This is a genomic window from Nocardia vermiculata NBRC 100427 (genome assembly GCF_001613265.1).
Taxonomy (GTDB): Bacteria; Actinomycetota; Actinomycetes; order Mycobacteriales; family Mycobacteriaceae; genus Nocardia; species Nocardia vermiculata.
In genome coordinates, this window is sequence record NZ_BDCA01000035.1 from 1 (window position 1) to 19,612 (window position 19,612).

General features: G+C 67.1%; 15 protein-coding genes. 8 read left to right on the plus strand and 7 right to left on the minus strand.

The genetic code is table 11. The features are described from left to right. Together NV2_RS26585 and NV2_RS26590 are read right to left on the minus strand one after the other, a co-directional pair. Nucleotides 1–801: coiled-coil domain-containing protein (locus NV2_RS26585; protein ID WP_507763253.1), on the minus strand; the 801-nt coding region annotated here is incomplete at its 3' end. 468 nt (nt 802–1,269) lie between these two features. Then, the gene (locus NV2_RS26590; protein ID WP_067880251.1) at nt 1,270–1,830 is read right to left on the minus strand and encodes an Rv1476 family membrane protein; all 561 of its coding nucleotides are present in this window, start codon (nt 1,828–1,830) and stop codon (nt 1,270–1,272) included. A gap of 341 nt (nt 1,831–2,171) precedes the next feature. On the opposite strand from NV2_RS26590, the gene NV2_RS26595 reads away from it, so the two are divergent. From NV2_RS26595 to NV2_RS26605, 3 genes are all read left to right on the plus strand, one after another. Next, nucleotides 2,172–4,997 carry an aconitate hydratase gene (locus NV2_RS26595; protein ID WP_067880254.1) on the plus strand — a complete coding sequence of 942 codons (2,826 nt, stop codon included), beginning with the start codon at nt 2,172–2,174 and terminating at the stop codon, nt 4,995–4,997. Between the two features lie 77 nt (nt 4,998–5,074). After that, a complete protein-coding gene (locus tag NV2_RS26600; RefSeq protein ID WP_067880387.1) occupies nt 5,075–5,644 on the plus strand; it encodes a TetR/AcrR family transcriptional regulator in 570 nt (189 codons plus the stop codon). Between the two features lie 56 nt (nt 5,645–5,700). Next, on the plus strand, nt 5,701–6,120 hold the full coding sequence (locus tag NV2_RS26605) for an acyl-CoA thioesterase (RefSeq protein WP_067880257.1): 420 nt from the start codon (nt 5,701–5,703) through the stop codon (nt 6,118–6,120). 158 nt (nt 6,121–6,278) lie between these two features. Here the strand turns inward: NV2_RS26605 and NV2_RS26610 are convergent, their stop codons facing one another. Then, nucleotides 6,279–6,779 carry a MarR family winged helix-turn-helix transcriptional regulator gene (locus tag NV2_RS26610; protein WP_157103109.1) on the minus strand — a complete coding sequence of 167 codons (501 nt, stop codon included), beginning with the start codon at nt 6,777–6,779 and terminating at the stop codon, nt 6,279–6,281. An 82-nt stretch (nt 6,780–6,861) separates the two neighbouring features. On the opposite strand from NV2_RS26610, the gene NV2_RS26615 reads away from it, so the two are divergent. After that, nucleotides 6,862–7,359 (plus strand): cupin domain-containing protein, encoded by a 498-nt coding sequence (locus tag NV2_RS26615; protein ID WP_067880260.1) that lies wholly within the window; start codon nt 6,862–6,864, stop codon nt 7,357–7,359. A 14-nt stretch (nt 7,360–7,373) separates the two neighbouring features. Here the strand turns inward: NV2_RS26615 and NV2_RS26620 are convergent, their stop codons facing one another. The 4 genes from NV2_RS26620 to NV2_RS26635 form a co-directional block, all read right to left on the minus strand. Continuing rightward, nucleotides 7,374–7,616 (minus strand): helix-turn-helix domain-containing protein, encoded by a 243-nt coding sequence (locus tag NV2_RS26620; RefSeq protein WP_067880263.1) that lies wholly within the window; start codon nt 7,614–7,616, stop codon nt 7,374–7,376. A 140-nt stretch (nt 7,617–7,756) separates the two neighbouring features. Further along, nucleotides 7,757–9,388, minus strand: coding sequence for an ABC-F family ATP-binding cassette domain-containing protein (locus tag NV2_RS26625; RefSeq protein ID WP_067880266.1), 1,632 nt, complete (start codon nt 9,386–9,388; stop codon nt 7,757–7,759). A 133-nt stretch (nt 9,389–9,521) separates the two neighbouring features. Beyond that, nucleotides 9,522–10,985: an aminotransferase class I/II-fold pyridoxal phosphate-dependent enzyme gene (locus NV2_RS26630; protein WP_067880393.1), complete on the minus strand. Its 1,464-nt coding sequence runs from the start codon at nt 10,983–10,985 to the stop codon at nt 9,522–9,524. A 106-nt stretch (nt 10,986–11,091) separates the two neighbouring features. After that, entirely contained in the window at nt 11,092–14,010 is a 2,919-nt protein-coding gene (locus tag NV2_RS26635; RefSeq protein ID WP_084475521.1) for an FAD-binding and (Fe-S)-binding domain-containing protein, read from the minus strand. Nucleotides 14,011–14,253: 243 nt separating this feature from the next. On the opposite strand from NV2_RS26635, the gene NV2_RS26640 reads away from it, so the two are divergent. The 4 genes from NV2_RS26640 (at nt 14,254) to NV2_RS26655 (ending at nt 19,596) form a co-directional block, all read left to right on the plus strand. Continuing rightward, the gene (locus tag NV2_RS26640; protein WP_067880269.1) at nt 14,254–15,225 is read left to right on the plus strand and encodes an SDR family oxidoreductase; all 972 of its coding nucleotides are present in this window, start codon (nt 14,254–14,256) and stop codon (nt 15,223–15,225) included. Between the two features lie 63 nt (nt 15,226–15,288). Beyond that, on the plus strand, nt 15,289–17,088 hold the full coding sequence (locus NV2_RS26645) for a thiamine pyrophosphate-requiring protein (RefSeq protein ID WP_067880272.1): 1,800 nt from the start codon (nt 15,289–15,291) through the stop codon (nt 17,086–17,088). 194 nt (nt 17,089–17,282) lie between these two features. Then, complete coding sequence (locus NV2_RS26650; protein WP_067880275.1) at nt 17,283–18,935, plus strand: MFS transporter; 1,653 nt, start codon at nt 17,283–17,285, stop codon at nt 18,933–18,935. 220 nt (nt 18,936–19,155) lie between these two features. Next, nucleotides 19,156–19,596, plus strand: coding sequence for a hypothetical protein (locus tag NV2_RS26655; RefSeq protein ID WP_067880278.1), 441 nt, complete (start codon nt 19,156–19,158; stop codon nt 19,594–19,596). Nucleotides 19,597–19,612 lie beyond the last annotated feature (16 nt).

A 19,612-nucleotide genomic window follows, 5' to 3' on the forward strand; every position in this document is an offset into this window, starting at 1 on the left:
CGCCGCGGTGCGGGCCGCGGCAAGTTCGGCCTGCCGCCGGCGATCCCACGCCAGGTAGGCATCGCGCTGTCCTTGCAGTCCGGCGACGGTCGACCGGGCCCGATCCAGTTGCTGCTGGGCCGATTCACGCTGCGCGGTCAGGGTGTCACGACGTTGAGCCTGTTCGTCGAGAGCGGCCTTTGCCGCGGCCACCGCTGCCTGGGCCTGATCCTTGCGATCTGCCGCCTGCGCCGCGGCCGCGTCCGCACGCTGCTTCGCCTCGCGTGCCGCCGAGTCGGCGTTGGCGCGTTCGACCTGGGCACGACGGAGTCCATCGATGGCGGCCTGCTGATTCCTCGACGTCACCGCGAGTAGTTCGGCACGGTCCAGCGTCGCGCGCGGATCCGACTCGGCGAGGTAGTTCACCATCGACGAGGCTCCCGGATGGGTGTAGGCGTCCACCGCGAACCGGTCGAACTTGCCCTGCGCCGCACTCACCTCGGTACCCGCGCTCTCGAGATCGGTGCGCGCAGCCGCCGCGGTGGCGGCCGCGGTGTCGGCGGCGGTGCGGGCGTTCTGGAGATCGACCAGGGCCTTGTTGACCGCCTCCCGCTTGCCGGCCACCTCCGTATCGAGGCGGGCCAACTCCTGATCGGCGGTCGCCACCTGGTTGATCAATTCGCCCACCCGGTCCACCCCGGCGTCGACCTGGCCGCCCGCCGCCGCGATGTCACCGTCGCTGGGATTGGGCGGTGGCGGTGGCACCGCGGCAACCAGCGGAGCCGTCACCGCCAGCACCGTTCCACAGAAGAGCAATCCCACAGCGATCCGTGCGGCACGCCCCGGCCGCCTCGCCGATATCCGCATCACACCTCCCTGATCCCGCTGCGATTCCCGGCGAGGCGATATTCGCCGGAATTGCGCTGGGCGACCGGTCGAGGCGTCGCCGCACGAGCCCCAGCGGTCCGTCCGCCCACAAGAGACTCTGCGAAACACTGGAAACCCATGTGACACTTCTTCCCCAAAAGCGTCATTCGAAACCGTACGGCACTTGTTTCACATAGGAAACATCGGAAGCCAAATCACATCGGAGTAATTTTTGCGATTGCCGACAGTTAGCTACTCGCGGTGCATCGCTGTCTCGCAAAACAAACCGAGCGCTCAGTTTCAATGAAGAAATCGCGTCGTCGCGGCGGAAATCACGGCAGCGGAGTCATGTCCGGGCACTCCGGCGACATTTCAGCATCGCGGAGTGAACGCGCCGTCGCGGGCGCTTCGAAGGAGTTGTCGCTACCGGGCGGGCGCGGTCGGCGCGTCCTCGACCGCGTCGGCTGCCTGTGCACGCGTCGCACGTCGGGATTTCACGGCATACAGCCCGCCGATGACCACGACGAGCCCCGCCAGCAACACCATGGTGACCGCGGTCCACGACACCTTCTGCGGCGCCTCGAGCCGATCGATGAAGATCTGCGCGGCCGTAGTGGTGTGTCCCCCCTGGAATTTCGCCTTGTCCTCGGCCCACTCCAGGCGCGCCCGGTTGATCGAATCGCTGTACGTCCCGATCCAGTCGTCGCTGAAGACGACGACGGTGCCGTGCTCGGTGCCCCCCACGGTCGTCGCGAGGTCGCGCAGATCGGAGTCGCGCCCGCGGTTCCCCTGCACGACCACGATGTTCAGGTCGATCCCCTGCCCCCGCGCCTGGGTGGCGAGCTCGGCCAGTTCGTCCTGCTCTTTACCCTCCGGCGCCGCGACGTGATTGTCGCCCAGGTCCAACAGGATGGCGTCGACGTCGGTATCCGGCGGCAGCTCCGCTGCCATGGGGGTGAAAACCGAGGCGTGCGAGACGGTCATCTTCCATCCGGTCCTGTCGAGCCGCCGACCAGCGACGGGCGTCCAACAACAATTCGATACAACACAATTCTCACTACACAGCCGGCCGGCGCATTCGGGGCAGCGACTGCGACCGGCCATCGAGCACAGTACGCGACGGGAGCACAATGAACCGCAGCGCGGCACGCCGTACACGCCCCGCACGTTTCATAGGACAAGCGTACTGTTAGAGTTCGAAGGTACGAGGCGCGCAGCCCGAAACCGCGCCCTCGACATCAGCCACCGGCGCAGCCCCGCCGGTGGCCACCCCGCGGGGCCCGCACGCGCCCCGATCGGAAACACCGACGAGTGGAGCTGAACGTATGACAAGCATCGATACATTCGGTGCCAAGGGCACCCTCGAGGTCGGAAGCAACTCCTACGAGATCTTCCGCCTCTCGGCCGTGCCCGGCACCGAGAAGCTGCCCTATGCCCTCAAGGTCCTCGCGGAGAACCTGCTCCGCACCGAGGACGGCGCCAACATCACCGCCGACCACATCCGCGCCATCGCCGGCTGGGATCCTGCGGCCGATCCGAGTATCGAGATCCAGTTCACCCCCGCGCGCGTGATCATGCAGGACTTCACCGGCGTGCCCTGTATCGTCGACCTCGCCACCATGCGTGAAGCCGTCACCGCACTCGGCGGCGACCCCAACAAGGTCAACCCGCTCTCCCCTGCCGACATGGTCATCGACCACTCGGTCATCCTCGATGTCTTCGGTCGCGCCGATGCGCTCGAGCGCAACGTCGACCTCGAGTACCAGCGCAACGGCGAGCGCTACCAGTTCCTGCGCTGGGGCCAGGGCGCCTTCGACGACTTCAAGGTCGTCCCCCCGGGCATGGGCATCGTGCACCAGGTCAACATCGAGTACCTGGCGCCCACCGTCATGACCCGCAACGGCCAGGCCTACCCGGACACCTGCGTCGGCACCGACTCGCACACCACCATGGTCAACGGGCTGGGCGTGCTGGGCTGGGGCGTCGGCGGTATCGAGGCCGAGGCCGCGATGCTGGGCCAGCCGGTCTCCATGCTGATCCCGCGCGTGGTCGGCTTCAAGCTGACCGGTGAGATCCAGCCGGGCGTCACCGCCACCGACGTCGTGCTCACCGTGACCGACATGCTGCGCCGCCACGGTGTGGTCGGCAAGTTCGTCGAGTTCTACGGCGCCGGTGTGGCCGAGGTGCCGCTGGCCAACCGCGCCACCCTGGGCAATATGAGCCCCGAATTCGGCTCCACCGCCGCGATTTTCCCGATCGACGGCGAGACCATCAACTACCTGCGCCTGACCGGTCGTAGCGACGAGCAGCTGGCGCTGGTCGAGGCCTACGCCAAGGAACAGGGCATGTGGCACGATGCGGGGGATGACACAGCACACGACCCGCAATATTCCGAGTACCTCGAGCTCGACCTGAGCACCGTGGTGCCTTCGATCGCCGGCCCGAAGCGCCCGCAGGACCGAATCCTGCTGTCGGACTCCAAAACCGCGTTCCGCAAGGACATCCACAATTACACCGACGATCCTGAAGGGGCCGAGTCGGCGGCCGCTCCGCACTCCCAGCTCGACGAGGCCCTCGAGGAGTCGTTCCCGGCCAGCGATCCGGCCGAGCTGTCCTTCGCCGACGACGGCGCAGTGGTCCCGAACGCGTCCAACGGCAACACCGGGCGCCCGTCCAAGCCGATCAAGGTCTCCGATCCGGAGCGCGGTGACTTCGTCCTCGATCACGGCGCGGTCGTGGTCGCGGGCATCACGTCCTGCACCAACACCTCCAACCCGTCGGTCATGATCGGTGCCGCGCTGCTGGCGCGCAACGCCGTGGAGAAGGGCCTGGCGTCCAAGCCGTGGGTCAAGACCAACATGGCCCCCGGTTCACAGGTCGTCTCCGACTACTACGAGAAGGCCGGCCTGTGGCCGTACCTGGAGAAGCTGGGCTTCTACCTGGGCGGTTACGGCTGCACCACCTGCATCGGTAACACCGGCCCGCTGCCGGAGGAGATCTCCAAGGCCGTCAACGACAACGACCTCTCGGTCACCGCGGTGCTGTCGGGCAACCGCAACTTCGAGGGCCGCATCTCCCCCGATGTGAAGATGAACTACCTGGCCTCGCCGCCGCTGGTCATCGCCTACGCCCTCGCGGGCACGATGGACTTCGACTTCGAGACCGACGCCCTCGGTAAGGACACCGACGGCAACGAGGTGTTCCTGCGCGACATCTGGCCCTCGGCCCAGGAGATCGACGACACCATCAAGTCGGCGATCAGCCAGGACATGTTCCGCAAGTCCTACGCCGACGTCTTCAAGGGCGATGAGCGCTGGCAGAACCTGAACACCCCGGAGGGCGACACCTTCGCGTGGGACCAGAACTCGACCTACGTCCGCAAGGCGCCGTACTTCGACGGTATGGAGATGGAGCCGGCCCCGGTCTCCGACATCAGCGGCGCGCGGGTGCTGGCACTGCTCGGTGACTCGGTGACCACCGACCACATCTCCCCCGCCGGTCCGATCAAGCCGGGCACCCCGGCCGCGCAGTACCTGGATTCACACGGTGTGGCGCGCAAGGACTACAACTCGCTCGGTTCGCGTCGCGGCAACCACGAGGTGATGATCCGCGGCACCTTCGCCAACATCCGGCTGCGCAATCAGCTCCTCGACGACGTCTCGGGTGGTTACACCCGCGACTTCACCCAGGACGGCGCTCCGCAGGCGTTCATCTACGACGCCTCGCAGAACTACCAGCAGGCCGGCATCCCGCTGGTGGTGCTGGGCGGTAAGGAGTACGGTTCGGGCTCCTCGCGTGACTGGGCTGCCAAGGGCACCAGCCTGCTGGGTGTCAAGGCGGTCATCACCGAGTCGTTCGAGCGGATCCACCGCTCCAACCTCATCGGTATGGGTGTCATCCCGCTGCAGTTCCCGGCCGGTGAGAGCGCCGCGTCGCTGGGCCTGGACGGTACCGAGGTGTTCGACATCGAGGGCATCACCAAGCTCAACGAAGGCACCACGCCGAAGACCGTGAAGGTCACCGCCACCAAGGACGGCGGTGAGAAGGTGACCTTCGACGCGGTGGTGCGCATCGACACCCCCGGCGAGGCGGACTACTACCGCAACGGCGGCATCCTGCAGTTCGTGCTGCGCAATATGATCCGCGGCTGAGATCGCCCGTACCGTGAGAGCCCCCGCGCCGGATCGTCCCGGCGCGGGGGTCCGTGCTTTCCCCGCTGGAGGAGCTCATGCCCAAGGTCAGTGACGATCACCTCGCCGCCCGGCGCAGCCAGATCCTGGACGGGGCACGGCGGTGTTTCGCCGAGTTCGGGTACGAAGGCGCCACCGTCCGACGCCTCGAGGAAGCGATCGAACTCTCGCGCGGAGCCATCTTCCACCACTTCCGCGACAAGGACGCGCTGTTTCTGGCCTTGGCGCAGGAGGACACCGAGCGGATGGCCGAGATCGCGGCCAACGACGGCATCGTGCAGGTCATGCGGGAGATGCTGGCCGACCCCGAGCAGTACAACTGGCTGGGAACCCGGCTCGAGATCGCGCGCCGGCTGCGCACCGATCCCGAATTCGCGGCCGGCTGGACGCAGCGTTCGGCGGAACTGACCGCGGCCACGCTGGCGCGATTGGAACGCCGTAAGGCCGCCGGCAGACTCCGCACCGACGTGCCCACCGATGTCCTGCTCGGCTATCTGGATCTGGTGCTCGACGGGCTCATCGCTCGTATCGCCTCCGGCCATGTGAACGAAAACCTCACTGCCGTCCTGGATCTGGTGGAGGCCTCGGTTCGCCGCAAGGACACGTGAGCGACACCACGCCGCACTCGGAAATAGCGGGCATACCCGCCGCGGTTGGTTCGGTTATGACCTTTTCCGTACCCGTCACCGTCCGCGGTTACGAACTCGATGTCAACGGCCACCTCAACCAGGCCGTGTACCACCAGTACGCCGAGCACGCCCGCTGGGAGGTCCTGGTGGCCGCCGGGCTGGTGCCGGACAAATTGCAACTGTCCGGACTCGGCCCGGTGGTTCTGGAATCGAACGTCAAGTATCTGCGCGAGCTGCACCTCGGCGACGAAATCGCCGTGACGTGTGCGTGCCGCTGGGGTGCCGGGAAGGCCTTCTGGATGGACCAGCAGATCCTCAAACTCGACGGCACGGTCTCCGCCGAATTCTCCGTCGTACTCGGACTGATGGATCTGAAGGCGCGCAAACTCGTCGCGGATCCCGGACAGCGTCTTCTGCAACTCGCCGAGTCCCCGGACGTGCTGGGCCTGCGGTAGTCCGATCCACCGAAACTGATACCGGCCCAAGCAGTTCCATCGCGGGATCGGGAATTCCGGGGCGTCGGCGACCGTATCGGGCTCGGCTGCACCGGTGCCGCGGCCTCCTCGACGCAGAACCGGCTCTCGACAGCACGGCGTCGAGCACGTGCCCGCTGTCACTGTTCGAGATCGGCGAGCAGAATGCGCGCGATCCGGTCCAATTCGCCACGGTCGCGGTCCGACAGCGCCGACAACAACCGCGCCTCGTTCTCGGCGTGCGCCGTCACCACCTCGTCGACTCGGGTGCGCCCCGCCGCGGTGAGGCCGACCCGGATCGCCCGCCGGTCGGCCGGATCGGCGATCCGCCGCACCAGGCCGGCCGATTCCAGCCGGTCGAGCCGCCCGGTCATCCCGGCACGCGACAACATCAGTGTGTCGGCCAGGACGGAAGGGGTCAGTTCGAACGGCTCGCCCGAACGTCGGAGTGCGGCAAGGACATCGAATTCACCTCGCTGCAGGCCGTGAGCGGTGAAGACCGCTTCGATCGCACGCGTGGCGAGCATATGCATCCGTCCGAGGCGCCCGATCACGGCCATTGCCGTCAGATCCAGATCCGGTCGTTCCCGCTCCCATTGCCGCACGATGACATCCACCGCGTCGGTTCGCTGTCCAGTCATGGACACCATACTATTCGCTGACATATAGTTCGGTACCGAACTATATGTCAGCGAATCAGTTGGCCACCTTCGGAGGTTCTCGATGTCCACCCCACCTTTCCCGGCCGCCGTCGTCCAGCCCGCCGATGCGGAGGTCCACTCCACCGACGCCGTGACCATGCGCTTACTGCTGGATGCCGGCAGCACAGGCGGCAGCGTCAGCACGCTGGAAGTGACGATGACTCCCGGGGCCGACGGCGCAACGCCGCACTATCACACCCTCTCCGACGAACTGTTCTACGTCGCCGACGGTGAGCTGCAGTTGCTGGCCGGCGAGGACATCGTGACGGTCGGCGCCGGTGGCGCCGTCACCGTGCCCCGTTTCATGCCCCATGCATTCGGCGCCGCGCCGGGACAGCCGGCCACCATCCTGATCGCGCTGACACCGGGAGTGGAACGCTTCGGCTACTTCCGACTCCTCGAACGAGTAGCCGCCGGCGAGGCGACGCTCGCCGAACTGGCCGCGAGCCAGGACGAATACGACAACCACTTCGTGGACGCGCCGAACTGGTGGGCCGAGCGCAACGCCCACCGGGAGTGAAACGATCCGGCGGGTCAGGCCTTACCGGCCGCCTTGCGCCGGTTCGCGCCGCCGCGGCTGCGGAGCTGCACATGCGACTCCACGAGCACGTTGTGTATGAAACCGTACGAGCGCCCGGTCTCGCGGGCCAGCGAACGAATGCTGGCCCCCGCCTCGTACCGCTTCTTCAGCTGGGTCTGCAGCCTGTCGCGCGACGTGCCCGTCACGCGCGTGCCTTTACCCAATATCGACTTCCCCTGTGCGGGCCTGTCACTCATGGCTTCCTCCGGTCGCCGTGCAGCCTCACTCCAGGCTAGACACTCGAGCCGCAGTGATCAACGCCTCAGTGTGATGAAACTCACCGATTGCGAGGATATTTCGGTGACCGGGGCGCTTCGCCGGAACCATTCCCCCGCGATCAGGCGAGCTGAATGAGATCCAGATAGTCCTGCGACCAGTGATCTTCGGTGCCGTCGGGCAGCATGATCACCTTTTCCGGATTCAACGCCTCGGCCGCGCCGGGGTCGTGAGTAACCAGGACGACCGCGCCCGAATAACTCCGCAGAGCGTCCAGAACCTGCTCACGCGAGACCGGATCCAGGTTGTTGGTGGGCTCGTCGAGCAGCAGCACATTCGCCGCAGAGGACACCAGACCGGCCAGCGCGAGCCGGGTCTTCTCACCACCGGACAAGGTGCCCGCCGGCTGCTCGAGCTGCGGTCCGGTGAACATGAAGGCGCCCAGCAGACCGCGCAGATCCTGCTCTCCGGCGTCGGGAGCGGCATGCCGGATGTTCTCCCACACCGAGGCGCTGTCGTCGAGTGTGTCGTGTTCCTGGGCGAAGTATCCGATCTTCAGACCGTGCCCGGGAACGAGCCCACCCGAGGTCGGGGTCTCCACGCCGGCCAGCAGTCGCAGCATCGTCGTCTTACCCGCACCGTTGAGGCCGAGCACAACAACCCGCGAACCGCGATCGATGGCGAGATTCACGCCGGTGAAGATCTCCAGCGATCCGTAGAGCTTGGTGAGGTTCTCCACCATCAGCGGTGTCTTGCCACACGGCGCGGGCTCCGGGAACTTGATCCGCGCCACCTTGTCGGCCACGCGCACCTCGTCGACCTCGGCCAGCATACGGTCGGCACGTTTGATCATGTTCTGTGCCGCAACGGCTTTCGTCGCCTTGGCACCGAGTTTAGCGGCCTGCGTCTTGAGTGCGGAGGCCTTCTTCTCGGCGTTCGCGCGCTCCCGGCGGCGGCGCTGCTCGTCGGTGGCGCGGGCGTCGAGATACTTCTTCCAGCCCATGTTGTAGATATCGGCCTCACCGCGCACCGCGTCGAGGAACCAGACCTTGTTCACCACGTCGGCGAGCAGATCGACATCGTGGGAGATCACGATCAGGCCGCCGTCGTGGCTCTGCAGGAAACCACGCAGCCAGGTGATGGAGTCGGCGTCGAGGTGGTTGGTGGGTTCGTCGAGCAACAGGGTGGTGTCGGATTTACCGCCGGACCCGTCCGACGCGCTGAACAGGATGCGCGCCAGTTCGATGCGCCGGCGCTGCCCACCCGACAACGTGCGCAACGACTGACCCAGCACCCGATCCGGCAGGCCGAGACTGCTGCAGATACGGGCCGCCTCACTTTCGGCGACGTACCCGCCGAGTGCGGAGAAACGATCCTCGAGCCGACCGTACTTGCGTACTGCCTTCTCGCGCTCGGCGTCGTCGGCCACCTCGGCCATCACGACCTGCTGCTTCTCCATGTCCCGGATCAACTTGTCCAGGCCGCGGGCCGAGAGCACACGGTCGCGGGCGAGCACGTCCAGATCGCCCTCCCGCGGATCCTGGGGCAGGTAGCCCGTCTCACCCGAGCGGATCACCGTGCCGGCATAGGGCTCCCCCTCACCGGCCAGGATGCGCAGCGTGGTGGTCTTGCCCGCGCCGTTGCGGCCGACCAGGCCGATCCGATCACCGGCCTGGACCCGCAGCGCCGACCCCGGCGCGGTGAGCAGGGTGCGGATTCCGGCCCGGACCTCCAGGTCGGTCGCGGTGATCACAACAGTCTCCTAGCACGGTAATGGTGGTAAACGGCTCGATTGTGCATCTCTCGGACGCACCAGATCCACTCATTTTACCGGTCGTCACCCCGTGCCGACGAATCGCGCACACCGCCGGCAATCCCCGCTCGCCTCAGCGAGCGACCACACGCAGCGTGCGCAGATCCGGATCGGCCGGATCCGGTACGTTCATCCCGTGATCCACCCCGGAGCGCAGATAGTCGACCACCGCGGCATCGACCAGTTCACCGGGCACGATCACCGGGATTCCGGGCGGATACGGCGTGACCTGCTCGGCAGCGATCCGCCCGACGCATTTCTCGAACGGCACCGCCTCCGCGGGCGCGAAGAACGCGTCACGGGGATTCATCACCGATTCCAGTTGCAGGTCCCGGGGCACCGGGACACGAATATCCCCGGGCCGGGATCCGCTGCCGTCGTACTGTGCACGCCACGCGACGAGCGCGTCGACCAGCCGGCCGACGGTCTCGGCGGTGTCGGCCGTCGACAGGGTGGCCAGAATCCGGCGGTGGTCGCTGTGGCCCACATCGATACGGCGATGTTCGCGGAGCCAGTCCGCGACGTCGTAACCGGTTGCCCCCGTGGCCGATACGTCCATGAGCACCTGCATCCGGTCGAGGTCGTGCGAGGCCTGCACCCCCAGCAGTTCGTCCTCCATCACCACGATCCCGGGGATGCGGCCGAGTGCGGTACGGGCCCGCTGCGCGGTACGCAACGCCTCGGTGAGCAATGCGCCGCCCTGCTCGACCATCTGGCGGCGCCAGCCGTCGATCGCCGCGTAGAGCAACACGTTCGGGCTGGTGGTGGTGAGAAGTTCGGCACACAACTTCAGCCGATCGGTATCGACCAGATCCCCTTGGACGTGGAAAACCGACCCCTGCTCGAATCCGGAACCCATCTTGTGGACGCTGACCACACAGATATCGGCGCCGGCGTCCATCGCCCAGGTGGGCAGGTCCGGGTGGAAGGGCAGATGCGCACCCCATGCCTCGTCGACGATCAACGGCTTACCCCGGCGATGGCACACCCGGGCGATCGCGGCGATATCGGCGCAGGTTCCGTACGGACTCGGGCTCACGATCAGCGCGCCCGCCGCATCCGGATGTTCGTCCCAGGCCCGGTCGACCTGTTCCGGCGACGGCGGATGCGACAGGTGCCGTTGCGTATCCCATCGGGGCGCAACCCAGCGTGGCAGCACCCCGGAGAACACCAGCCCGGCGACGATCGACTTGTGGCTGTCCCGCCCCAGGATCAGCCCGCCCTCGACACCGCCGGCGACCGCCAGCATCGCCGCCTTCACCGACAGCGAGCTTCCGCACGTGGAGAAGAAGGCCACGTCCGCGCCTACCGCGTCGGCCATCAGTTCTTCGGCCTCGTGCAGATATCCCCCGCGTGAGAGCCGGTCGTCGAGTCCGGGAGTGGCCAGGACGTCGGCGGCCAATGCACCGCCGAGAAGTTCACGCACGCGCGGGTCGGCGCCTGCGCCCTGCCGATGTCCCGGCGGCGTGAAGCCGTAGCGCCCGAGCGTGCTGTATTCGGCCAGCGCTTCCAGCACCGGCGCCCGGGTCTGATCCATGTCGATCGAACCTCCTTCCTCGTCGCCGCTCAGCGCTCGCATCGGTGCGCCGACGTGTAGGCGCCCGGCCGCGGCGACCACACGCGGCGGGTACCCGGCCCGGTGTTCACGAAGCCCCCGGCCGCCGCAATGCCTGCGCCAGCACTTCGACGCTGTGCCGGGGGTCGGCGTCGGGTTGCAGCTGACGAATCTGGGTACGGCAGCTGAACCCGTCGGCGAGCACCGTCGTCCCCGCCGCACGCGCCCGTACCGCGGGCAGCAACTGGTCCTCCGCGCACGCCACCGAGACGCCGTAGTGTCCCCGCTCGAATCCGAAATTGCCTGCCAGGCCACAGCACCCGGCGTCCAGCACATCGACCTCGGCTCCGGTCGACCGCAGCAGGTCACGGTCGGGGTCGTAGCCCATGACGGCATGCTGGTGGCAATGCGGCTGCACCATGGCCGTGATGTCCAGATCCGGCGGGGACCAGTCGGGAGCACGGGCGGCCAGCAGTTCCGCGAGCGTGTAGGTCTGTCCCGCCAGCCGGTCGGCGTCCTCGTCGCCGTACAGCAGTTCCGGCATGTCCGCCCGGAACACCGCGGCACAACTGGGTTCGAGTACCACGACCGGCGTGCTGTCGCGCAGTTGTGGTGCCAGCGTGCGCAGGGTCCGGCGCAGCACGCGTTTCGCGGTGGGCAACTGCCCGGTGGAGATCCAGGTGAGCCCGCAGCAGACCGCCCGAGGAGGGAGGACCACCGCGAAGCCCGCAGCTTCGAGCACCGCCACCGCGGCCGCGGCGATCGCCGGCTCGAAATTGTTGGTGAAGGTGTCCGGCCACAGCAGCACCGTGCCGCGCTCTCCGGTCGTGGAATCGGTGTGCGCGCGGAACGTCTCGGTGAATCGGGTGCGGGCGAAGCGGGGCATCTCCCGTTCGGCCGCGATCCCGCCGGCCGCCGACACGATCCGCCGCACCCCCGGCGTGTGGGTGAGGGCATTGGCCAGCGGCGCCACCGACGTACCGAGCCGGGCCCACAGCGGAATCCAGCCCATCGAATAGTGCGCGATCGGCCGAACCCGGTGTGCATAGTGGTGGGACAGGAATTCAGCTTTGTAGGTGGCCATGTCGACATCGACGGGACAGTCGCTGCGGCAGCCCTTGCATGCCAGGCACAGATCGAGCGCATCGCGCACTTCCGTCGAACGCCACCCGTCGGTGATCGAATCACCCTGCAGCATTTCGAACAGCAGCCGGGCTCGGCCGCGCGTGGAATGCTCCTCCTCCCGGGTGGCCCGGTAGCTGGGGCACATCACCCCGCCGGTCTCGCCGCGGCATTTGCCCACCCCCACGCAGCGTCCGGCTGCCTCACTGAATCGGTGGTCGTCGTCGGGGAAGGAGAAGTGTGTGGCCGGTTCCCACGGCCGGTAGTCGCTGCCCTGACGGAGATCTTCGTCGAGCCGGCGCGGATGCACCACCTTGCCGGGGTTCATCCGATCGCGTGGGTCGAAAAGCGCCTTGACCTCTCCGAAGGCGCGAACGACGGTGTCTCCGAACATGATCGGTAGCAGTTCGGCACGCGACTGTCCGTCCCCGTGTTCACCCGACAGTGAGCCCCCGTAATCGCTCACCAGATGCGCCGCGCTTTCGGCGAAGCGGCGGTAGCGGGCGATCCCGTCGGCGGTGCGCAGCTGGAACGGGATTCGGGTATGGACACAGCCCTGGCCGAAATGCCCGTAGAGCGAACTGGACTCGTAGCCGAACCGGTCCAGCAACGCTTCGAAATCACGCAGATAGTCACCGAGCCGGTCGGGCGGAACCGCAGCGTCCTCCCAGCCCTCGTGGGTTTCGGGACTGTCCGACGGATAGGCAGTCGCACCCAGTCCCGCCTCGCGCGCCGCCCAGACCTCGGCTTCTCGCTCGGGGTCGTCGAGCACCGCCGAGGAGCACCCGGTCGTGCGCTCCAGGTCGGCGATCATGTCCCGGGTGCGGGTATCCGCCGCGTTCTGGTCGTCGCCGTCGAACTGGGCCATCAACCATGCTGTGCCGTCGGGCAACTGGGCGATCGCCTGCTTGGCAAGTTGTTCGCTGTGCTCGAGTGAGACCAGCCGATGATCGATCCCCTCGAGCGCCGACGGTTCGTGCGGCAGAATGCGGGTGACCGCATCAGCCGCACGAAACACATCCGGGAAGCCGAGCACCGCCATCGCCTGCGCGGGCGGCCGGCGCACCAGCGCCAATTCGGCCCGCAGCACCGTCACCAGCGTGCTTTCGCTTCCCACCAGGAATTTCGCGATATCGAAGCCGCGTTCGGGCAGCAGCGCATCGAGGTTGTAACCCGACACGCGCCGCGGGATCTCCGGATAGGCGGCACGGATGTCGTCGGCATACCGGTCGCGGATCTCGCGCAGGCGGCGAATCAGTTCGTCGGCTTCGGGATTCACGCCCGGCACCGGATCACCGGCCCCGACCCAGGCCCGCAGCCCGTCGTAGGTGATGATCTCCAGACGGCGCACCGAATCGACCATTTTTCCGTAGGCCTGTGCGGAGGCGCCGCAGGAATTGTTGCCGATCATGCCACCGATCGCACAGCTGACGTGCGTGGACGGCTTCGGACCCACCATCAGCCCGTCCGGGCGCAACGCCTCGTTCAGCGGATCGAGTGCGATCCCCGGCTCCACTGTCGCGGTCGCGGCCGCAGTGTCGACCGACAGTATCCGGTGGCAGTATTTGGTCCAGTCGATGACCACCGCGGTATTGCAGCTCTGGCCCGCGAGACTGGTTCCCCCGCCCCGGGAGAGCAGGGGGACATCGTGATCGCGGCAGATCTCGACGGCGCGGGCAGCGTCCTCCGGTGTGCGGGGCACGACGACTCCCAGCGGTAACGCGCGATAGTTGGAGGCATCGGTCGAATACGTGGCGCGGGTCCCGGAATCGAAGCGCACCTCCCCACCGACCGCATCGGTGAGCGCCGCCTCCAGCGCCTGCAGCGGCCATTGCCGCCTGGTCGATTCCCGACGCGGACGGGGAGAGCGATCCGCGATTGTCATCGGCGCACCTTTCTGCGATCGACGATGGTGAAGCCGGCACCCACCTGCGCGGGACAGGGCGGCAGACAGGGCGCGGATACCCCCGCGGGGCCGGGTCACACGTTCGCAGCCGCAGCGAGCGGGGTGATCCGAACGATCGGCAGACGTGCGCATAGCTCCACCCGACCCGGGTACGCGGCGACTACCGGTACCGGGACCACCGTTCGAACGCAGCCGGTCCCGAGAACGAGGAGAGGAGTCCGTGTGAACGCACCCGTCGTCGTGGTCACCGGAGCCAGCGCCGGAATCGGGCGCGCCACGGCCGGGCGCTTCGCCGCCGAAGGTGCCCGAGTGGCGCTGCTGGCGCGTGGCAGTTCCGGATTGGACGCGGCAGCGCGCGATGTCGAGGCTGCCGGCGGCCGCGCGCTGCCCCTGCCCACCGATGTCGCCGACTACGCGGCCGTGGCGGCGGCGGCCGACCGTGTCGAGGCCGAGTGGGGGCCGATCGACGTGTGGGTCAACTCGGCGTTCACCTCGGTGTTCGCGCCGTTCACCGAGATCACGGCGGAGGAGTATCGCCGGGTCACCGAGGTCACCTATCTCGGGTCGGTGCACGGGGTGATGGTGGCGCTGGCGCGGATGCGGCCCCGCGGACGGGGAACCATCGTCCAGGTGGGTTCGGCACTGGGTGCCCGCGCGATTCCGTTGCAATCGGCCTATTGCGGTGCCAAGCACGCGGTCAACGGCTTCTTGGAGGCGGTCCGGGTGGAGTTGATGCACGAGGGCAGCGATGTGCATGTCACGATCGTGCAGTCGCCGGCGGTCAATACCCCGCAATTCTCCTGGGTGCGTTCACGTCTGCCGAAGCGCCCGCAGCCGGTGCCGCCGATCTACCAGCCCAAGGTGGTAGCCGAAACCGTCGCGTTCGCGGCGGCACATCCGCAACGGAAGCAGTACTGGGTCGGGGCGAGCACGGTCGGCACCATTCTCGGGCAGCGTATTGCTCCCGCGGTGCTGGACCGCTATCTCGCACGCACCGGCTTCGCCTCGCAGCAGACCGATGCCGACGAGATCGACCGGCCCGACAACCTGTGGCAGCCGTTGGACGGCCCGGACGGCCACGACTTCGGCGCGCACGGTGATTTCGACGCTCGCGCGCACCGGCACAGTCCCCAGGCATGGCTGGCACGCTGCGCGGAATCGGTCGCCGGGGCGGTCCACCGCACGAAGCGCTGACCGGTACCACCGAGCGCCGACGGGAAACCCGAATTCGACAATTCAGACCAGACAGGAGCGGACATGGCACAGCAGGTCGGCGACTATGTCGTACAACGGCTCAACGAGTGGGGCGTCGAGCAGGTGTTCTCCTACCCCGGCGACGGCATCAACGGCTTGGTCGCCGCCTTCGGACGTGCCGAAACCAGGCCGGCGTTCGTCCAGGCTCGGCACGAGGAGATGGCCGCATTCTCGGCGACCGGCTTCGCGAAGTTCAGCGGCAAAATCGGTGTGTGCATGGCGACGTCCGGCCCGGGTGCCATTCACCTGCTCAACGGCCTCTACGACGCGAAACTCGACCATGTCCCGGTGGTCGCGATCATCGGGCAGACCGCACGCAGTGCGATGGGCGGGCACTACCAGCAGGAGGTGGACCTGCAGAGCCTCTACAAGGACGTGGCCTCGGAGTATCTGGTCGAGGTGAACGTATCCGAGCAGCTGCCCAACGCGCTCGACCGCGCATTCCGCACCGCGTGGACACGTAAGACGCCGACCGCGGTGATCATCCCCGCGGATCTGCAGGAGGAGCCCTACGAGCCGCCGCAGCACGCATTCAAGCAGGTGCCCTCGAGTCCGCCCGCGGAGTTGCAGTCGGTGGTGATACCGGCCCGTTCGGAGATCGAGCGGGCCGCGGAGGTGATCCGGGCCGGGTCCAAGGTGGCGATTCTGGTCGGTCAGGGCGCGCGTGCGGCCGTCGCCGAGGTGAAGGAGCTGGCCGAGATCACCGGTGCCGGGATCGCCAAGGCCCTTCTGGGCAAGGACGTGCTGCCCGATGATCTGCCGTATGTGACCGGGCCGATCGGGCTGTTGGGTACGCGGCCGAGCTACGAACTGATGCGCGACTGCGACACGCTGGTCATCGTCGGCTCCAATTTCCCTTATACCCAGTTCATGCCGCCACTGGATCAGGCCCGGGCCGTGCAGATCGACATCGACGGAACCTTGATCGGCATGCGATACCCCACCGAGGTCAATCTCGTCGGCGATGCGAAGGCGACACTGGCCGAGATCATTCCGCTGCTGAAACCGGTGTCCGATCGCAGCTGGCGCGACACCGTCGAAGCGAATGTGACGCGGTGGTGGGAAACCCTGGAACGGCAGGCGATGCTGGAGGCGAAGCCGGTCAATCCGATGCGGATCGTGTGGGAATTGTCGCAGCAGATTCCGGACGACGCGATCGTCACGGCCGACTCGGGATCGTCCACCAACTGGTACGCGCGCTGCCTGAAGTTCCGCGGCCGGATGCGCGGATCGCTGTCGGGCAACCTGGCGACCATGGGTCCCGGTGTGCCGTATGCGATCGGCGCCAAGTTCGCCCACCCGGACCGTCCGGTGATCGCCCTCGAGGGCGACGGCGCGATGCAGATGAACGGCCTCGCCGAACTGCTCACGATCGCGCGCTACGCCGACCAGTGGAGCGACAAGCGGCTGATCGTCTGTGTCTTCCACAACAACGACCTCAATCAGGTCACCTGGGAGCTGCGCGCGATGGGTGGTGCACCGAAGTTCGAGGTGTCGCAATCGATCCCGGACATCTCCTATGCCGAGGTGGCACGCAGCTTCGGTCTCGACGGCATCGCGGTCGACGATCCCGCCGAATTGTCCGGAGCCTGGGAGCGGGCACTGGCGTCGAATCGCCCGACCGTGCTGGACGTGCGCTGCGATCCGGAGGTGCCGCCGATTCCCCCGCACGCCACCTGGGATCAGATGAAGGCCACCGCCGAGTCCGTGTTGCGCGGGGACCCGAACGCCTGGCACCTGATGGTGCAGGGCGCCAAGACCAAGGCGCAGGAGTTTCTCCCCGGAGGCGCGTCCGGCGATTGACGGTCGGCCACCGATCGCTTCCACCCGACCGGGCATCGGCCATTGCGGCCGGTGTCCGGTTTCGCTGTCACGCGGTTGAGAAATATGCTTCTCGTTCTATGGAAACTTGATTCTCCTCTGTCTATTATGTGATTCACCGCACTCAGGCCGTAGTGAGCCCACGCACGAGTGGCGGTGAAGGAGAAGAACTGCCCATGGCCACCGCGACCAACAGCGTCGACAGCCCGGACGAGAACGACACCGGACGGCTGGAGAATGCCTCCAAGCTCCGGGTCGTGCTCATCATCGTGGCGATCGTCGCGAGTACCGAGATCGTCCCGTTCCACTTCACGTTCATCAGCCTCAGCGCCCGCTTCATCGGCGAATCGTTCCCGGAGCAGAGCGCCGGCCAGCTCACGTGGTTGACCACGCTGTATTCACTCATCGGTGGTGTGGCGGTGCCGGTCTTCGGCAAGCTGTCGGATCTGATCGGCAAGAAGAAGATCATTCTGTTCTGCTTGGTGCTGTCGATCCTCGGCTGCCTCATCGACGCGCTGACCTCGTCGTGGACCCTGATGTTGATCGGTCGCGGGCTGCAAGGGCTGGCCTTCCCGGCGATCTTCGTCTCCTACGGCCTGATCCGCGATCTCGCGCCGCGCCGCTACCTGAACATGGCGATCGCGCTGGCCGGCGGCGGTACGGGTGTGGGCGCGATCCTCGGCCCGGTGATCGGCGGCGTCCTGACCGATCACTACAGCTGGCGCTCGCTGTTCTGGTTCTGCGTGATCTGGACCGTCGTGACGATCCTGCCGCTGGCGTTCCTCGTCCCCGAGACCAGGCTGCGCGCCAAGGTCAAGATCGACTTCCTCGGTGCCCTGCTGCTCGGCGCCGGTATCGCCGGTGTGCTCATCTACCTCAGCAACGGCGGCACCTGGGGCTGGGGCGAGCTCTCGGCACTGACCTGGCTGATCGGTGGTGTGGTCCTGCTGGTGGCGTTCTACGCGTGGGAGTTGGTCACTCCGGAGCCGATCATGGATCCGAAATTGTTGCGTGCTCCGCGCTTCGCCGGCATCCTCGCCGCGGCATTCCTGTCGGTCGGCGTGATGCAGGGGCTGTCGTATGCGATGGGTTATCTCTCGGAGACGCCGGGCGGCGCCGAGGGTGAGGCGATCAAACAGCAGATCGTCGACGGCGCGGCGGCCGAAGCGGCGAAACAGGCCTCCGAGCAGATGCACATCCAGGTCCCCACATCGGCGGTCACACAATACTTCTCGGTGGAGGGCACCCTGCCCGGCTTCGGACTGACCCTGTTGCAGTTCACCGTGCAGGTGATGCTCGGCCTGGCCCTGGTATATGTGCTCGTGGCTCCGCTGTGTGGCTGGGTCTCGACCCGGTTCGGCCTGCTCAAGCCGTATCTCGTCTCCTGTCTCGCGTTCGTGGTCGGATGTCTGCTGTTCGCCCGCTTCCACAACAGCGTCTGGCAGATGGCGTTGATCGCCGTGATCATCGGCGTCGGTGCCGGCGCGTACCTGGGCACGCTGCCGAATATGGTGGTGGAGGCCGTACCCCAGGAACAGCAAGGTATCAGCGCCGGAATGTACGGTGCCTTCAACAGTTTCGGCACCGCGGCCGCCACCGCCGCCGTCGCCGCGGTGATGTCCGCCAATCCGCTGATTCTTCATATCAACGCCCCCGGACACGTCGAGGAACGTAAGCTGAATACCGGCCCGATGGCTCAGCTCCCCGACGGCGCGGCCTATACGAACATCTTCTACCTGTTCGCAATCGCCTCGGTGGTCGCCCTCGTCCTGGCGCTGGCGCTGCTGCGCTTCTACAACCGGCCGAGTACGGGGGGTACCGCTCACTGATCCGAGAGTCTTCGCACCGTGGCGGATTCCAGCACAGGAGGGCATATGACCGGCCGACGCACCGACAGTGACGTTGCCGGCGCCGCGCACGACCGGGGCCGCCGCTCCCCCGGTCGTCGGTGCGCCGGCCGGTCTCCGACGAATCCCGCTACCCGACCGCGGCCCCTGTTGCGGTGGCCCCGGGGCGGTTCGCAGTATTGATCACCGGTTGGAGAAACACATGAGCGAGTTCGACATCCTACGCCCGAGCCCCCGGATCACCGCATCCCTGTGCACCGCCGCGCGCGAGCTCGGCGACGAGGTGCGCGCGGTACTGCTGCACAGCCCGCGCCCGGTCTTCCTGTTCTACCTGGCACAAACCTTCGATCAGCTCGGCGCCGAGCTGGCCGCGAACCGGCGGGCCGGGACCGACACCCCGGCCCGGCAACTGTGCCTGCACCTGATGTGCTCCCATGCGCAGTCGCGCACTCACGATCATGAAGCTGCCCGGCTGCGCGCACGTCTGCTCGACGCCTCGGACGCCGACGTCACGGCCGAGATCCGCACGGTCACCGGTCGTTCCGGAGACCGTCGTGATTTCATCGCACTCGGCGACATGCTGGCTACCGGCGGAATGGGTGCATTCTTCGCACCGTTCAAATCCACCGGCCTGGTCGCGTGAGCACGGAGGTACACAC

What these genes read in the sequence shown, in the direction of transcription:
- NV2_RS26590 (WP_067880251.1), bottom strand. Translation starts at nt 1,830, where the DNA reads ATGACCGTCTCGCACGCCTCGGTTTTCACCCCCATGGCAGCGGAGCTG.
- NV2_RS26595 (WP_067880254.1), top strand. Translation starts at nt 2,172, where the DNA reads ATGACAAGCATCGATACATTCGGTGCCAAGGGCACCCTCGAGGTCGGA.
- NV2_RS26600 (WP_067880387.1), top strand. Translation starts at nt 5,075, where the DNA reads ATGCCCAAGGTCAGTGACGATCACCTCGCCGCCCGGCGCAGCCAGATC.
- NV2_RS26605 (WP_067880257.1), top strand. Translation starts at nt 5,701, where the DNA reads ATGACCTTTTCCGTACCCGTCACCGTCCGCGGTTACGAACTCGATGTC.
- NV2_RS26610 (WP_157103109.1), bottom strand. Translation starts at nt 6,779, where the DNA reads ATGACTGGACAGCGAACCGACGCGGTGGATGTCATCGTGCGGCAATGG.
- NV2_RS26615 (WP_067880260.1), top strand. Translation starts at nt 6,862, where the DNA reads ATGTCCACCCCACCTTTCCCGGCCGCCGTCGTCCAGCCCGCCGATGCG.
- NV2_RS26620 (WP_067880263.1), bottom strand. Translation starts at nt 7,616, where the DNA reads ATGAGTGACAGGCCCGCACAGGGGAAGTCGATATTGGGTAAAGGCACG.
- NV2_RS26630 (WP_067880393.1), bottom strand. Translation starts at nt 10,985, where the DNA reads ATGGATCAGACCCGGGCGCCGGTGCTGGAAGCGCTGGCCGAATACAGC.
- NV2_RS26635 (WP_084475521.1), bottom strand. Translation starts at nt 14,010, where the DNA reads ATGACAATCGCGGATCGCTCTCCCCGTCCGCGTCGGGAATCGACCAGG.
- NV2_RS26645 (WP_067880272.1), top strand. Translation starts at nt 15,289, where the DNA reads ATGGCACAGCAGGTCGGCGACTATGTCGTACAACGGCTCAACGAGTGG.
- NV2_RS26650 (WP_067880275.1), top strand. Translation starts at nt 17,283, where the DNA reads ATGGCCACCGCGACCAACAGCGTCGACAGCCCGGACGAGAACGACACC.
- NV2_RS26655 (WP_067880278.1), top strand. Translation starts at nt 19,156, where the DNA reads ATGAGCGAGTTCGACATCCTACGCCCGAGCCCCCGGATCACCGCATCC.